15 protein-coding genes and 1 pseudogene are annotated in these 15,726 nt (G+C 62.2%); 9 read left to right on the forward strand and 7 right to left on the reverse strand.

Annotation, left to right across the window (positions count from 1 at the left end):
- Window positions 1-109 precede the first annotated feature (109 nt).
- Entirely contained in the window at window positions 110-1,213 is a 1,104-nt protein-coding gene (locus D6M19_RS01645) for a DUF4185 domain-containing protein (protein ID WP_234834666.1), read from the forward strand.
- A gap of 152 nt (window positions 1,214-1,365) precedes the next feature.
- Here D6M19_RS01645 and D6M19_RS01650 read toward each other — a convergent pair whose 3' ends face one another.
- On the reverse strand, window positions 1,366-2,373 hold the full coding sequence (locus tag D6M19_RS01650; protein WP_123023405.1) for a glycoside hydrolase family protein: 1,008 nt from the start codon (window positions 2,371-2,373) through the stop codon (window positions 1,366-1,368).
- Between D6M19_RS01650 and D6M19_RS01655 the strand changes: the two genes are divergently transcribed.
- Entirely contained in the window at window positions 2,278-2,640 is a 363-nt protein-coding gene (locus D6M19_RS01655) for a glyoxalase superfamily protein (RefSeq protein ID WP_123023406.1), read from the forward strand. The genes D6M19_RS01650 and D6M19_RS01655 overlap by 96 nt on opposite strands.
- Before the next feature lie 128 nt (window positions 2,641-2,768).
- Window positions 2,769-3,458 (forward strand): DsbA family protein, encoded by a 690-nt coding sequence (locus D6M19_RS01660; protein ID WP_327389771.1) that lies wholly within the window; start codon window positions 2,769-2,771, stop codon window positions 3,456-3,458.
- A gap of 417 nt (window positions 3,459-3,875) precedes the next feature.
- Here the strand turns inward: D6M19_RS01660 and D6M19_RS01670 are convergent, their stop codons facing one another.
- The 3 genes from D6M19_RS01670 to D6M19_RS01680 all read right to left on the reverse strand — a co-directional run bounded on the left by D6M19_RS01670 (window position 3,876) and on the right by D6M19_RS01680 (window position 6,820).
- Window positions 3,876-5,102 (reverse strand): MFS transporter, encoded by a 1,227-nt coding sequence (locus D6M19_RS01670; RefSeq protein ID WP_123023408.1) that lies wholly within the window; start codon window positions 5,100-5,102, stop codon window positions 3,876-3,878.
- 90 nt (window positions 5,103-5,192) lie between these two features.
- Window positions 5,193-5,960: a class I SAM-dependent methyltransferase gene (locus tag D6M19_RS01675; RefSeq protein ID WP_234834647.1), complete on the reverse strand. Its 768-nt coding sequence runs from the start codon at window positions 5,958-5,960 to the stop codon at window positions 5,193-5,195.
- 134 nt (window positions 5,961-6,094) lie between these two features.
- Window positions 6,095-6,820, reverse strand: a complete 726-nt coding sequence (locus D6M19_RS01680; protein ID WP_123023410.1) for a class I SAM-dependent methyltransferase — start codon at window positions 6,818-6,820, stop codon at window positions 6,095-6,097.
- Between the two features lie 379 nt (window positions 6,821-7,199).
- Between D6M19_RS01680 and D6M19_RS01685 the strand changes: the two genes are divergently transcribed.
- The 3 genes and pseudogenes from D6M19_RS01685 (at window position 7,200) to D6M19_RS01695 (ending at window position 9,835) form a co-directional block, all read left to right on the forward strand.
- Window positions 7,200-8,006 carry an alpha/beta hydrolase gene (locus D6M19_RS01685; protein ID WP_123023636.1) on the forward strand — a complete coding sequence of 269 codons (807 nt, stop codon included), beginning with the start codon at window positions 7,200-7,202 and terminating at the stop codon, window positions 8,004-8,006.
- A gap of 135 nt (window positions 8,007-8,141) precedes the next feature.
- Window positions 8,142-8,669: pseudogene (locus tag D6M19_RS34665) on the forward strand (cutinase family protein); the annotation flags it as partial.
- Window positions 8,670-8,974: 305 nt separating this feature from the next.
- Window positions 8,975-9,835, forward strand: coding sequence for an AraC family transcriptional regulator (locus tag D6M19_RS01695; protein WP_234834667.1), 861 nt, complete (start codon window positions 8,975-8,977; stop codon window positions 9,833-9,835).
- 213 nt (window positions 9,836-10,048) lie between these two features.
- Here D6M19_RS01695 and D6M19_RS01700 read toward each other — a convergent pair whose 3' ends face one another.
- Window positions 10,049-10,330: an ANTAR domain-containing protein gene (locus tag D6M19_RS01700; RefSeq protein WP_123023412.1), complete on the reverse strand. Its 282-nt coding sequence runs from the start codon at window positions 10,328-10,330 to the stop codon at window positions 10,049-10,051.
- A gap of 650 nt (window positions 10,331-10,980) precedes the next feature.
- On the opposite strand from D6M19_RS01700, the gene D6M19_RS01710 reads away from it, so the two are divergent.
- Complete coding sequence (locus D6M19_RS01710; RefSeq protein WP_123023413.1) at window positions 10,981-12,255, forward strand: fatty acid desaturase family protein; 1,275 nt, start codon at window positions 10,981-10,983, stop codon at window positions 12,253-12,255.
- 149 nt (window positions 12,256-12,404) lie between these two features.
- Here D6M19_RS01710 and D6M19_RS01715 read toward each other — a convergent pair whose 3' ends face one another.
- Window positions 12,405-12,821: a YkvA family protein gene (locus tag D6M19_RS01715; protein WP_164478286.1), complete on the reverse strand. Its 417-nt coding sequence runs from the start codon at window positions 12,819-12,821 to the stop codon at window positions 12,405-12,407.
- 759 nt (window positions 12,822-13,580) lie between these two features.
- On the opposite strand from D6M19_RS01715, the gene D6M19_RS34530 reads away from it, so the two are divergent.
- The gene (locus D6M19_RS34530) at window positions 13,581-13,844 is read left to right on the forward strand and encodes a hypothetical protein (RefSeq protein ID WP_206428415.1); all 264 of its coding nucleotides are present in this window, start codon (window positions 13,581-13,583) and stop codon (window positions 13,842-13,844) included.
- Here the strand turns inward: D6M19_RS34530 and D6M19_RS01730 are convergent.
- A complete protein-coding gene (locus tag D6M19_RS01730; RefSeq protein ID WP_164478287.1) occupies window positions 13,841-14,086 on the reverse strand; it encodes a hypothetical protein in 246 nt (81 codons plus the stop codon). The two genes, D6M19_RS34530 and D6M19_RS01730, sit on opposite strands and share 4 nt — an antisense overlap.
- Before the next feature lie 447 nt (window positions 14,087-14,533).
- On the opposite strand from D6M19_RS01730, the gene D6M19_RS01735 reads away from it, so the two are divergent.
- Window positions 14,534-15,721, forward strand: coding sequence for a hypothetical protein (locus tag D6M19_RS01735; RefSeq protein WP_123023417.1), 1,188 nt, complete (start codon window positions 14,534-14,536; stop codon window positions 15,719-15,721).
- Window positions 15,722-15,726 lie beyond the last annotated feature (5 nt).

The following is a 15,726-nucleotide window of genomic DNA, read 5'->3' on the forward strand; positions in this document are numbered from 1 at the left end:
CGGCCCGATTGTGAAAGTCGGTCTCCTACAACGAATTCTTTCAGTAAATTGACGTCTACCTGCCGTTTCTCAAACCGGTGAAGGGGATCACATGCCGGAAAAGAAAGCCATGAAAAAGGCCGCCTCATCGGGCCGTGCGACGAAAGGCACCGCATCGAAGAAGACTACAAGACGCGCCGCACCGAAGAAGGCGACACAACGACGTCTAGGCGCAGCCAACCGGCCGTTGGCGATACCCGACTTGGAGCTGCAGCAGCTGCCTCGGCCCGTCCGAGGCGACGCCATAAATTTGGGGTCGATTGCCGGGACCGGCTCAGTCACCGGCACGCTGGGTGCGGGGGGCACCGACCTATGCGAAATATCTCCCGGCGGGCAGGTTGCCCTGGCTGGTGACACGTTCGCGGGCAACGGTGCCTATCAGGGCGCGTGGAGCCCATCGATGGGCCTGCATGTCCGGCCGGGCACCCTCAACAGCAGAATCGAGTTCGACCGCTCGTTCGGCGGCAATAACACGCTCTACGCCGAGACCCAGCTTCCTGTGCCACGCGGTAGCCAATTGCCGGCCGGTACCGTCCAGGTCTACGGCATCGACTATGCGTTTGTGGCAAGGGTCGCCGACCTCCAACCCAGGGATACGCGTCTGGTACGCATCGACCCCAACAACGGGGGTTGGCCCACCGTGCCCGGGTCTGTGAGGGACGCCAGTTGGCAGGACTTCAACCAAACGCAGATCAGTGGTTACCACGCGCCGGACGGTTGGGTGTATATCGTCGCCGACGGGTTCGCCCGCGATAAAAAGGTGTTTCTTTACCGGTGCCCGCCGGCGAATTTCACCGACCGGAACAGTTGGCGCGCCTGGGGAATCATTGGCGGTGGCCCAAACTGGGGTTGGGATGTGCCCCCGACACCGCTGAGCAATGACTTCTTTGGCGAGTTGAGTCTGCGCTTGATCGAAGGCAAGGCGGTGGTGTCCGGATTCAACTGGAGCACAGGGAATGTCGAAGTTCGAGTGGCCAACGATGTGACGCAAGTGTTGGCGCCGTGGACACCGGTCACTGTTATTGCGACGCAACTAACGGTTCCGCAGAACTACGGCGGCTACATCGTTCCAGGCTCCACCCTGGACCAGGCGATCATTCTGGTGAGTCAGTGGAATACCACGACGCACAATCCGTACAACGTGCAACAGTTCGTCGCCAATCTCCATCGCTGATTCACCCGAACCGCGGGATGTTGCGCTGACCGCGCCATAGGCCTAAGACGAAGTCGGTACCGAAGCGGATCACCCCGACCGGTAACTAACGATGCCAAGGCCAGATCAGCCGTTGGTGCGTGGGTGCGCCAGGCTCAAGTCGACGCCGGCGACTACGTCGAAGATTGGCCGGCGCCAGGCTTCTCTGCGCTGCCGTCGTTCCGTTCGACTTCCGAGATATCGGCGTCGGCAGGCACATCGACAATGGCGTACGGCCCCTCTGAGATATCGGCGTCGGCACGCACATCGACATCCCAGTAGCTTCCTTGCGAGAAGAGGACGCCTTCGGCCCGACGGCGCCGGACCAGGCCGGGTTGCTGTGCACCGCCGGAATTAACCCACCTCATGAGCTCGGATGGCACAGCGTCGTATTCTCCCCCGTTCAGCCGGCGCAACAGCGTCGATCCGCCGAAGGCGCCGGTACCGACGTTGAAAACAAAACTCACCAGCGCGTCAAACTGAGATTGACTGAGCACTACCCGAGCCCGTTGGTTTACGGCACGTTCCGCGACATCGGCGTCCAGCCCCAGCAGCTCCAACCCCCGCTCTTGAGAAATCCCTTGCTTGAATTCGTTTGGCTCGTTGCCATTACACCGACCGTGATGGACGAGGTGTCCATAGCCAATCATGCAATGGCCACCGGGATCGTTATAGAGGCGAGACCTAAACCCTTCGAAGCCTGCAATGAACCGCACGCCGGCGTCACTCAGAGATTGCTCAGCCGTTACGGCTGCTGGCATGTGTGCCAGCTGCGTCAGTGCCGTCGTCAGCGTCCGACGGAGATCCTGTGCCCAGTCCGTACCGCCGTCGAACTCTGCCGTCACCGGGATCGGCTCGTCCGGATCGGATACGAGGTAACCCAGGGTTTGTTTCCAGGTTTCGTTGCCAACCTTGCCGTCGACAACAGGGCCCATCGCCGCCTGGAAAACGTGCACGGCCTGCAATGTGTTCTGGCCGAAGTCGCCATCTGGTGTCAGCCGGTCCGTGTCGCCTTGCGTCTGTTTCCAATTGTTGAGGCGGCGCGCATGCGCGCGCCGGTGCCCGTGCTTCGAAGCCTCGACGAAACCTGCGCCCGCGAGTTCTACATCGACTACCTGCACTTCACCATCGAATGGGAACACCGGTTCGATTACGCAGAATCAATCCTCTACACGCGGTTGCGCCGAGACCAATTCGTCCTCGACCTCTCCGAACACCACGGCGACGGGACCGCTGGCTCGACCGTGTGGGTACCGGTCAGCGACGTCACGGCCTTGTACAAAGGACTCCACGCCACGGGATACGACCGCATCAGTCCCGGTATCGAAGCCGATTCCCCCGGCGGACCCACCATGGAAGTCATCGACCCGTTCTCCAACACGATCCGCTTCTGCCAAGGCAAGCCATAGAACCGCAGGCATATCGACAGGTCGGACAGGGACCGTCCAGACACGATTCAATGCGTGGTGAGCGAAGATCCCACACGCGGATCTCGTCCTAGGCTGGCGGGGTGGACGCTCAGAGACCATCAAGCGGCTTGAACGCCAGTGCAGATGACCGCAAGCGCACTCTGATCATTCAGGTCGGTCTCACGGCAGCTGTGGTCGTGGTTGCCGTCGTGCTGGTGATTTGCATCGTGATGTCGTCCGGCGATAAGAAGCCTGCTGCCGCAGCCGATCATGCGAAATCGATCCGGGTGACCTCGAGCAGCCTCATCACGAAGGAGGGCAGCACGGAGCCAAAGGTCGTGGTGTCGCTCTACGAAGATTTCTTGTGTCCGCACTGCGCGAGTTTCGAGCAGGAGTTCGGCCCAACCGTCAATGAGCTGATCGACGCTGGGACCGTGGCGGTGGACTACTACATGGTGGCAATCCTGGACCGGCCGCAGAACCAGAATTATTCGTCTCGCGCCGGAAGCGCGGCTTATTGCGTCGCAGACACTTCGACGGACGCATTTCGTCGATTCCATGGAGCGCTGTACGCCAGACAGCCCAGCGAAAACTCGCCCACCTTTCCAACAGACACGCAGCTAGCCGAGACTGCGCGCCAGGCCGGCGCTGACGTGGCCGACTGCGTCAACGGCGACGACTACTCACAGATGGTGAAGAATCTAGCGGACGCAACGGGCATCACCTCGACACCCACCGTCCGGATCAACGGGCAGGATTATCAATTCACCACTCCAGAAGCGCTAGCGAGCAACGCAAAGGAGATTGCCGGCCAGTAAGCCTGTAGCGCTTCAGCGCTCCGCATGTTGTTGGCGGCAGTCGGGCTTCGCCCATCGCTTTTCATCGAGTGTGTCGAGATTCATCGAGATCAAACCCGTATCGTTCAGCTTGCACCTGAAGTCAGGCTTGCAGCTCAGGCCCAGAAATCGCGAAGGATCGCGCACCCGCAAGAATCTAGAAGTCCAAAGCCGTGTCGCAGGTTCAAATCCTGCCGGGGGCACTTTTGTGATGTATGCCGTCGGCTGGTGCTTGACGTTTTATGTCGGTTGATGGCTGACAGTGTTTCGGCTGATGCTTTACATCTACTTCGGTTGATCCTTGACACTGCCGATATGAGGGAGTTGAGCGTGGCCGAGCAGCGGTATCAGGCCGTGTTGGCGGTGATCAGTGATGGCCTGTCGATTTCGCAGGTCGGGTTACGCATTGCCGGTTGTCCCTCGGAGCGGCGATGATGCTGCAATGACTGCGGCGGCGGCGAACGCGACGATCACACCGATGAGCGTGAGACGCTCACCGATCAGCCCGACGCACAGGCCGCCAACGAGGGCTCCCAGTGCAGCCATCGTGCGATTGACCGAGCGTCTGGTGGCGTTCGCACGGCCGAGCAGCTCGTCCGGGGTCAGCGCCTGCCAGAGGCCCATATCGTTGGAGTTCTCCACGCCGGCGGCAAGGCCTTGCAGAGCCAGCGCGACGAACAAAAAGCCATGGCCGACGCCAGTCGCAGGGGCGAGTGTCACAATCACCCATGCGATCGGGAACGCGATACGCGCGAGGATGATCACCCGTCCCGATCCGATTCGGTCGCCCGACCAGGGGGCAATCGAGGCGCCGAGCAGGCTCGCGATACCGAAGACGGTCAGCAGCATCCCGAACGCAAAGGCAGTAAACCCCAGCGAGCGCAAAGCAAGAAGCGAAAGCACCGTCAGCGCAGCGCCATTGGCGAGAAACCACATGTGCGTCGATACCGCCAAAGGGCCAAGCGTGCGGTGGCGATAAGTCCATCCGAGGCCGTCGCGAATCTCCCTGCGAAGGTTGCGCGTGCGGGAGTCGGGCTGGGGCTCGTCGACCCGGATGCTCGCGTTAAGTGCCGCATCGACGAGGTAGCTGATCGCGTCGATAACGATCACCGCAGGGGCCCCCAACAGCCCGACGAGTCCGCCGCCAATCGCTGGTCCAAGCGTTTGGGCGGCTGCGTCAGCCTGATCGAGGCGGGCGTTGGCCGCGACCAGTCGCACTCGGGGCACCAGACGGGGAAGTAATGATTGAGTGGCGGCGAATCCGAAGACGGAGAAGGTGCCAAACGACAGCAGCGCGAGGACCAACATCCAGATCTGCAATTGCCCAACGAGCCACAGGACGGGGATCGCACCCAGGCAGAGTGCACGCCCCACGCTTGCCCACACCAACACGGGCTTGCGGCGCCACCGATCGGTGTACACGCCAGCGATGAGCCCAAGCACCGCATAGGGCGCGAATTGAGCTGCGTTCACGACGCCGACCTCAAACGGTGAGGCACCAAGGAACTGGACCACCAGTACCGGCATCGCGACTGCCGTCACCGGCGAACCGAACGAACTGATCGCGGAAGCCGACCAGTAGCGAAGAAACGAAGAACGCGGGACTGGACCGAAAGCGTCCCCCATCACCTCACTCTCTCACGCCACGTCACTCGATCGAGAGAACCAGCGGCCAGCGCCACCTCAACGGCCACGAGCCGCCCATCTGTGCGGTTCCTAGAAGGTTGCGAGCAGCGACGGAGGCACTGCCTCAACCACGAAGAATAAGACGTTCGGCTGGGTCGAAAGGGCTTCGAAATCGTTAGGGAACAACTCCCTCGCGGCCGGGTCTGGTTGCGGCTCGCTGATTCGCGAGAGGCGGAAACCGGCGCTGGCGAAGGCGTCGGTCATTGCATGTAGCGGCCTGCGCCAGAACGTCATCGGCACGGTCTGCCCGTCAAACGTCCAGTGGAACGAATAGCTGTTCGTTGCAAGATAGTTGGGCCACGGTTCCTGAATAATGTATGCGATAACAGGGTGTTCCACCGACACGATCAACCGGCCGCCGGGCTTGAGTACTCGCCGCAACTCGGCCAGCGTCGGCCCCCAGTCCTCCAGGTAGTGCAACACCAGCGACGCCGCTACGTCGTCGAATGTTTCATCCCCGAACGGCAGAGGATCGCGTAGGTCCACCACCTGCAGCGCCACATCCTCACCAAGTCGCCGCCTGGCTAACGCCAGCATCTCGACACTGGAGTCGATACCGGTAACGACTGCGCCACGGTCTCGCAGCGCAGCGGCCAAGGGGCCCGACCCACAGCCGGCGTCGAGGATATGGTGGCCGGCCACGTCGCCGGTGAGAGCCAACATCGCGGGACGCTCGTAGTATGCGTTCACCAGGCTGTTCTCGTTCTCCGCCGCATAAGCCTCGGCGAAACCGTCGTAGTCATTCGGCCGGACATCCATTGCCACACTGTACCTTTCAGTTAAACCGTAGCTGCCCACGTCAAAGCCGCGGCGAAGTTCGTCGACGATATGGCGCCCGTAATCCGGCGCCCGGAAGGTGTCGCCAGCATCCTTGTTTTCGAGACTGCAGCGGCGTGCATCTGATGCCTGTCACTGTCGAAGACCGTGTTTGATCAGAGGAGAGGAGAAGCCGCGCGGACAAGAAAGAAGGGCGGAAGCCCCGCCCGCTGTGGATTCTCGGTCTTCACCCTGTTGTTGGGCGCTGGCTCGTCACAGAGTTGGAGCACGAATCCGTGATCGATGACAACAGAGAGGTAGGTGGAGAGCAGTCGATGGTAGTTGCCCGCTCGGCGGACACTTTGTGGGTGCGTCGACCTCCAAAAGCCTTGGCTTAGGTAGTCGCCGATCACACGGCGTTGCCCACTTTCCGTGGTCACGGAGCTGCTGTTCGGTGCATCGAAACAGGGGTGGGGCACGGTGAACGCCAGGAAGCCTCCGGGTTTGAGCACACGTCTGATAGACGAGACCGCGCGACGGAGATCGGGAATGTTGTTCAGCGAGAGCCCGGCGGTAACTCCGTCCATCGAGTCGTTAGTGACCGTCGACAGTGTCAGGCCATCGTCGTCTCGGTATAGGGCACCGGTTGGTTGAGATTCTTCGAGTGCTTGTGCGTGGGTGATTAATAACCGCGTGGGATCGATACCAACCGCGTGAGCGCCGCGGTTAGCGAGGGCCCGGGTGACGATGCCTTCTCCGCAGCCGACGTCGAGGATGTGCAGCCCGGCAAGGTTGGCCGGTAGCGCACTTAGGAGAATGTCTCGAGACCATTCATGCATCGGCGATGAATTACGCACGAGCTCGGCATACCAGCCGGCGATGCTGTCCCAATTTTCGTCCACCAACCCCACATCCTATTCGTGTGGGCGTCATCAATTATCAGCCTCGCTCCAGACATCAGCGAGAACGACAGCTCGAGCCGGGCGTTTACGTGTTGGTTCACGGGGTCAGGACAAGGCTCACGCGGTCGTCGCGACTGTGACTTTTGAACTAGGTGGACGCGCGCCCGCGCTCTCGGGACGCAGTTCTAGAAATCCGCCATTCTTTCGGGTTCCGGACCAGTTCGCCCCTGTGGCCACCGGTTTCCGCTTCGCGGGCCACACAATCGCATCGACGGCAACGGTTCACGCCCGTCGCGTCAACAACTGGCAATACGCCACCGCGGAGCTACTGCAAATCCGTTGCAGCTGGCCACTTCGACGACAATCCCAGGAGACATTCATGACCGCACCGACGAACATCAACCCCGTCATCTTCATCCACGGACTGTGGATCCACTCCGCCTCCTGGCACCCGTGGATCGAGCTCTTCGGCCAGCACGGCTATCGTGCGTCGGCTCCCGGCTGGCCCGGTGACGCCCCGACAGTCGAGGCGACCCGGGCGAACCCCGACGCGCTGAACGACGTCGACATCGAGATGCTGGTGGACCATTACTCCCGCATCATCGGTGCCCCTGAGGTCAAACCCATCGTGATCGGCCACTCCTTCGGCGGCCTCATCGCCCAGGAGCTCCTCGCCAACGATCTCGCGGCAGCCGCCGTCGGCATCGACCCGGCGCAGATCAAGGGAGTCAAAGCACTCCCGTTCGCACAAATACGCTCGGCCTTCCCGGTTCTCGGCAACCCCGCCAACCGGCACCGCACCGTCGGGCTCACCCCGGAGCAGTTTCGCTACGCCTTCGGCAACATGCTGACCGAAGAGGAATCCGATGCGTTGCATGCCAAATGGACCATCCCCGGCCCGGGCAAGCCGCTGTTCCAAGGTGCCGCCGCGAATTTCTCACGCCACTCACCCGCCAAGGTCGACACCAACAAGGCCGACCGTGGCCCGCTACTCCTCACGTCGGGCAGCGACGACCACACCGTCCCGCTCAAAGTGACGGAAGAAGTCTTCGCCCTGTACGAAAAAGGCCCCGGAGAAACCGACCTGCACGTCTTCGAAGGGCGCGGACACTCACTGACCATCGACAGCGGTTGGAGCGACGTGGCCCACGTCGTCCTGAAATGGCTCGCGCAGAAGGGTTTCTGAGCGACGACGAACGGTCGACAGATCCGATTGATCGTTTTGATTGCCGAATCCGCTTGAGCCACTTCGACTCACAAGAACGTCGTGACCGGCGTGCGGGCCGCTGAAACCCCGCACGCCGGTCAGTGAAAAGCCACCATGCGCACCATCACCGCACCCGACAACAAACACCGACGTTGGATGCTGCGCGGCATTGCCGCCGTAGTCATCTGCGTCGCCGCCGACACCTGGCCGCACGCCATGGCAACGGCGACTGCCGAATCGGATCCGTCCTGTCCCTACGCCGAGGCGGTGTTCGCCCGCGGCACCTTCGAAGCGCCAGGCGTCGGCGACACCGGGCAGGCGTTCATCGACGCTCTCAACTCTCGCCTTGACGGCAAGAACGTCTTGCCCGCCGTCATCAGCGGACCCATGCCTGCGGCCATCGCCCCGCACGTCGCAGCCGTGACACTGTTCGGAAAGCCGTCGAACGGCTTCCTGGATCTCGTCGACCGCAGTGCTCCACCGGCGACGATCGGGAAGCTGTGCTCGGCAAAGACCATCGAACTATGCGCACCGGGCGATCCAGTCTGCGGTGGTGGCCTCAGGCGGGCTGCACACAGCGCATACAAGAGCAACGGAATGGCAGAGCAGGCTGCCGATGTCGCCGCCCGCGCCCTCTCCTCGTCCCCCCTTTTGGCCGCGGCCCAGTTCTCAGGTGACTACCTGCCTTCTTTCAGGTTCTCCGATCAATCCAGGCGGACGATGTGGTTGGCGCCAGCTTCAAGAGGAGGACGTGTAGTCGTCAGAGCCGGCGCAGAACTGCAGTGGCGCATCGTCTCCAGGCAGCGTCCTCGAGGTGAAGGAGGCGAACGGTGACCGAATCGGTGAGCACCACCAACTTCAGCACCGCCGGACTTCCGCCTGAACAACGCGTCGCCTCGTGGCAGCAATACCTTTCAGATGCGCTCGCGAATCTGCGGTGCCGATCCGTGCAGCCGACGGAATTCGAAGCCGCGACAATCAACCTGCAACTGGCTCATACTCATATAGCGCACGTCAAGACCGCGAAACCAATCGTAATCGAGCGCCACCCCAAGAAGATTCGTCAATGTCCGGCAGACGCAATCGTTCTGCAATTCGTGTTGGCCGGAGAAGCGTTCATATTTCTCGACGATGGAATTCGGACACTGCGGCCAGGTCACCTTGTGGTGTGTGACGCTGACCAGCCGTTCCTCGGCGGGTACTCGGCGGGATTCGTCGAGTTCTTGCTTGGTGTGTCCAGACAGGCATTTCACGAGCACAGCGGGCTGACGTATGTCGAAGCACCGATGTTCAAGTCGTTCTCCTCCAGACACGGCGCGATCGCCGCATCGTTGGCGCAACAGATGAGGCAGGTCCTTCGCCCGACCGATAAGCACGTGCCCGACGAAGGCGAGCTATTGCGTTTGGTCGGCGCGACGTGCAGCCCTGACGCCGAACCGCATTTCTCATCGTATTTGGCAGTCGCCCGGTCGTTCATCGATAGTCGGCTGAGCGATCCGTCACTGTGTGCGACAAAGATCGCGCAGGCAGTGGGGATCAGCCCACGCCACCTGTCACGGATCATGTCCCGCGCGGCGTCGACCGTTCCGCAATATGTGCTCGGCCGACGACTGGACGCGGCGCGAAACATGTTGGAGCAGCCGTCATTCGCAACGATGACCATCGCTGACATTTCGGCGCGCTGCGGATTTCGGTCCAGCGCCTACTTCTCCAGCGCGTTCACGGACCGCTTCGGACAGCGGCCATCCGACGTCCGTCGGAAGGCGCCCCACTATCGCATCTCCAGCCAGTTGAACCGAACCGCCTAGAGGCCGCGCCTGCCGTTCTCCTACAGCACGTCGAACCCCGCCGATCCACGACACGGCACGCTGACCGGCTACCAGTGCGGGTGCAAGTGCAACCGCTCGAACAACGCGGCGTCGAACAACGTTCGGATCGGCGTATATCGCCGCTCAGGACGGTCGGTCCCGTTGACTGCGTCACGCGTTCACACCACATTTAGCGTCCGGGCCGTGGAGTCCTTAGTCGGCGGCTCCGTTCCGCACGCTCACCCGATGTCCCATCAAATCGCCCCACCGACCGATCGCCGCCGACTGGTGGGGGGACGGGGCCTGCGAGCCGTCGACGAGACCCACCAAGCCTTCAGCCAGGGCGCCCGGGCCGACACCGGTGTGATGCACAGCGGCGACGAGTTCGTCGAACGCCTGCTGCTCGGAACATCCGCGCAGTCCCATCAGAATCCCGATCGCCACGTCGATCACCCGCCGCGACGCAGGATCCCCGCGTCGGCCCACTTCGCTCATCGGTTCTGCCCTCCTCAACACTCGCCATCCATATGTACTCCGCGCAGATGAACGCAAATCGTCGCATCGCCGCCGTCTCTCTTCAATCGTCTCTGCGGTCCATGGCGCAGTAACTGGGGTGCCCGGGGCGGTCCAGCCGTTTGATCATCGGCGGTGAGGCGGGTGTGCCGTCGGTGTGTAGTTGCCAGACGGCATGAAACTCGCTGTGACACCCGAAGCCGAACGGGAGAAACGCGCGAAAATCATCGGAGCCGAAGGTGAGGCGCGCGCAGCCGCAGCGCTGGGAGCCGAGAAGCACCACCGTGGTGTTCCTGCACGCTATGAGCGCTATCGGCAAACTCACCTCGTGTGTCACCCACGAAACGGGCGCCGTCAATCTAGAAGCCGCAGAAGGCAACGGTCACAACAGATCTGTTGACTACGTAGGCGCGCCGATGCCACGAGCAGCGATGCTCAAACCCGTGCCGTTCAGCCCCATCGGCACCACAAGATCCGCAGAACGGAGCGTAGCCCAAGCGCCGCGTACAATAGAGTTGACTGCCGTTACGCTGCGGCCCCGGACGATCAGCATGGTCGACCGGTTGCCCCCTGAACCTCGGTCTCACCGGTCCAAATCGCGGGCCGCAATTTTGATCGATCGAGGATCCCAAGTGGCCATCACTGATATCGCTGTATATACACATCTAAGCCCCTCCGACATCCAGGCCTTCGGCGACGAACTTGACCTGATTCGCCGCGACGTCGAGGACTCGCGCGGCGCACGCGACGCCGCCTACATCCGCCGGACTATCGGATTCCACCGAATCCTCGAGGCCGGTGCGCGTCTACTCATCGCCGGCAGCCGAGCGAAAGTCGGCTGGGCACTGGGCACCGCGGCGCTGGCATCTGCAAAAAGCGTGGAGAACATGGAGATTGGCCATAACGTGTCCCATGGCCAATGGGATTGGATGAACGACCCAGAGATCCATTCGACGACTTGGGAATGGGACATGGCGGCTGTCTCGTCGCAGTGGAGGTTCTCGCACAACTACCGCCATCATGTTTTCGCCAACGTGCTCGGCATGGACGACGATCTCGGCTTCGGTGTGATGCGGGTGAGCCGCGACCAGCCCTGGCAGCGTAAGTACCTTTTGCAGCCGCTGCAAAACCTGTTGCTGGCCTTGACATTCGAATGGGGTATCGCCCTGCATGGTATCGACCTAGAGCGCAATCGAGCCGAGAAAGTCACCCAGGTGAGGGCGTTGATCGACAAGATCGTCCGCCAATCGCTCAAGGATTACGTCGTCTTCCCGCTGCTCAGCAGGTCTCGATGGCGTCGAACGCTGATGGCGAACGCGTCCGCAAACCTGCTGCGCAACCTTTGGACCTACGTGGTCATCTTCTGCGGGCACTTTCCTGACGGTACGCAGAAGTTCACCCCCGACGTCCTGCAAAAGGAGACCCGACCGGAGTGGTACCTGAGGCAAGTGCTGGGTGCGGCGAACTTCAAAGCCGGCCCGCTGCTTGCCTTTTCGAGCGGCAACCTTTGTTATCAGATCGAGCACCATTTGTTCCCCGATCTCCCGAGCAATCGCTACGCCGAGATCGCTACGCGGGTGCGGCCACTTTGTGAGAGGTATGGAATCCCTTATAACACGGGTTCGCTGGGACGCCAGTACCTCTCCACGCTGCGGGCCATCCACAGACTCGCGCTTCCTGACCGCGATTCGGCCACGGCGTGCGACACGCCTCAAGTACAAGCGAAGAGTGCGGTCGCTCAGGAGCGGTTTGCCCGCCGAAGTGACCGGCATGCGCCTCGGCGGCACCGGGCATTTCGCAGTGCATCGACCGGACGAGTACTGCTTCACGATCGCCCCACCTCGCCTGGCGGCTTACTTCCCGGGGTGCACCCGGAGACCGCGGACGCCGCGACTGTCAGCGCTTAATGATCGTCGAAGGCCGACGTACGTTTCGGCCGGCGAGCCCGGCATGGTTGGCCGGGAGCTGCGCGTCAGGCTGAGAATTCCCTGTCGTTGATCTTCACCAGCAAAAGCACGACACCCTGTCATATACGAGGTGCTGCAATTGGTGAGGATTACTCCTTGCCTTCAGAGGCAATTGGGCGGCGACCATTAGCCAGTCTTAACAGGAGCTGCAGCGATTTGTCCGGACCGGGCCAGTGTTTCGTAATCATTGCTTCGCCGCTGTTATTCAGCACCATTCGTAACACCAACGCCGCGATGATGGCGTCGTCCAATTGACCCGCAACGGGGATGAAATCCGGCACGATATCAAAGGGTAAAGCCAGGTAGCCAATCAAAAGCACGATGGGCAGTTTGGTGCGAACGGGTATGGACTTTTCGCCGAGCAGTCGTTTGAAAAGCACGATGCAGTCGGGAATGAGACCGCCCCACGCCCGGGCGTCTTCGCGGCGCCCCATGAGGAGCAGCACAAGAATGAATGCCGCATAGATCAATACGGTGGCGGCCAAGATAATGAAGGCAAGCTTCACGCTCGCAGTGTAGCAAATCGGCCTTTTCATTCGAATCGGTAATTGCGGTGCAATTTTCATGGAAGAGGTTATGAAATGAGTGACAGGCTTTTCTAGACCACACAGTGAAACACCGTGACCGGCGAATTCTGGGCTATGCGGAAATTGGTGCCGCCAGCGGCAAGCCGCTGTCGTATTTTCACGGTCACCCGGGCGGTCTGGCGAATGTTTCGATGACGCCTAGCCCGTCGCGTGATGCGCTTCGCAGGTGACGTCGTTACACGCCAAGATCGTGATCGGTTCGACCCCTCCGCGCCAGAACTCGACTGTCACCTCAGCCTCATCGGCTGGTCCGCCACAGATCGGGCACCGGGCGCTCGGTGTGTCGGTGGAATCCACGAGACGGAGGTTGCCCACATCGCGTGCGCCCATGCCTTGGCTGTCGTTCTATTGCGCGAAATGACCGAGGACGTAATATTTGCGGCCCATCCGTCGTGGCCGGTTGCCTTATTCGGGACCGGAGTCTGACCGGCTCATAAGGCAGTGATCGACGGGTGCGCGTAGTCCGGGAGAACTTTCGGCAGCTTCGGCATGTCAGCGACCGAGGCGTGCGGCGACGGTCGACAGCTTCACATTGGTTTGATCCGGCCGAAACGACGTCATCGCCGATGCTCTCGGCGGCCCCGACGGCCAACCGGTCCCCCATGCGCCGGTTCCCTCCTCGCGCAGCTGGGTACTCGCATGTATCAATGTCGATTCGTCCGGGAAGGCAGCATCAAAATGGGTCGTGAAGAAGGCAGTCGCTGGGATGTCGGCACTAAGGACAACGTCATCACCCTCGAGCGTTTCGACGAGAGCAACGAACGCGTATCCGAAGACGTGTTGGAAGTTGACGAAGCACGCGATCTGGCCGCGCTCTTGACGAAGCACGCGGACAAGCTGGACTCGAAGGACTCGAAGGACTCGAAGGACTCGAAGGACTCGAAGGACTCGAGCGAGGATGACTCCGAAGAGGACGACTCGAGCGACGATTCCTCCGCCTAGGAGTCACCGGCTGGAAAGCGGTTGTCGAGCCTGCCGATCAAGCGGTCCAGATGGCGGAGCTCGGCTTCGGCGCTATGCACCGAGGCGCGTTGCCGGCGGGCGGCGTCGGATGGGCGGTCGATGAGCGCCTGCCGCTTCCCGATCTCGTGCAGCAGGAGCCTGCGTTGGGCGTGTAGCTCAACCCGAAAGTACGCCGCTTGCGCAACGTTAGCGGCGCTGTCGTCGTCGTAGCTGACTGTCACCGGGACCTCCAAATCGGGCACCCGACACCGCACGCCGCAACGGCCATCGCCGTCGCGAACGCCGCGACGTCGGCTCGGGCTTCACCCAGAATCTCAACCTGCACTGCGGCATTACATACACGCGCGCGCCAGTACGGCAAATGCTGAGGCGGACCGGGTGCGGTCGGCCCGCGCTGCCGGCGCAAACATGATGCCGCCGAACCCGTCGTAGGAGAGATCGCGCCGGACTCGACCCGGACGCAACCTTCGGAGTCGGCTGCCGGCAACGAGCGCGCAGGCGAACGCCAGACAGACCGCAACTGAAAAGTTCGGATACGTTCGCTGGGAGTCCTCGGTTCCTGCTGCTCAGGCACGTGCGCACCGATTTCCGTAGGTGGAGATTCGGCGGCGCCATGGATACTGTGCGCCTGTCAAACCTGTTGTGCTTCTTAGGAATCGGGAGTTGCCGTGAAGGTTCGCCAGTCCGCGTCGTTGCTTGCCGGGGTTTGCACGGTGTGCGTAGCGGCATCCACGTCGGTCACTCCCGTCGCCGCCGCCGCCACGCCAGAGGCGAAGACCCCCGTCGTGCGTCCCGTCGAGCTGACGGCCGCGTCGGACGTACTGGTAAACGCCGCGAACGTCGCGAGCCTGCCGCTGCAGAACTTCGTCACCGCCCTCAACGCGCTCGCCGGCGCGGCCGGCGGCGGCAACGGAACGGGCGGCGGCGGGTCCACCAGCCTCCAGGCCCTGGCCAACGTCTTGTATGCCCAGCTCGTCGCGGGCACGTTGACGTCCGCCTCGGCCACCACCGCGATCAACGCCGCCCTGGCCACCGAGCAGACCGCGCTCACCAACCTGGCAGCCACCCCGGGCAAGATCATCGCCACCGACATCGCAGCCCTCAGCGCACTTTTCGGCACTTCGAACGCCACGTCGCTCACCGCCAAGACCACCTCCGTCGAACCCGGCCTTGAGTCGGTGGCGGCCGTCACACAGGGTGACACCGGCGCCATCGTTGTCGATGCCGTCAACGTTGCAAGCCTGCCGCTGCAGAACTTCGTCACAGCGCTCAACGCGCTCGCGGGCGCGGCCGGCGGCGGCAACGGAACGGGCGGCGGCGGGTCCACCAGCCTTCAGGCGCTGCCCAACGTCCTGTACAGCCAGCTCGTGGCGGGCACGTTGACGTCCGCCTCGGCCACCACCGCGATCAACGCCGCCCTGGCCACCGAGCAGACCGCGCTCACCAACCTGGCAGCCACCCCGGGCAAGATCATCGCCACCGACGTCGCGGCCATCCAGAAGCTTGCGAGCGACTTCGGCGCCAGCACGCTGTCTGCCAACAACGCCCTTGCCACCGCACCGGCGGACAACACGCCCAAGCTCAAGGCGTCAACCGCCGTAACCAACTCAACCGTCGCGACCAACTCAACCGTCGCCGACCACAAAGACACCAAGGACACGGCCGCCGGTTCGACGACGCCAGCCCGTCACGCCGCCAAGGCCAACGACAACAACCCCGTCTCGGACGCCATCACGGCGATCAAAGAAGCCTCCAAGGGCTCCTACGTCGGCAAGCATCGCGCCGACACGGTTGGCGCGAAATCCTCCACCGACAACGGCGACAACGGCTCGAAGGATTCGACCGGGGCGGCCTGATGCCC

Origin of the sequence: Mycolicibacterium stellerae (genome assembly GCF_003719305.1) — a bacterium.
GTDB classification, from domain to species: domain Bacteria; phylum Actinomycetota; class Actinomycetes; order Mycobacteriales; family Mycobacteriaceae; genus Mycobacterium; species Mycobacterium stellerae.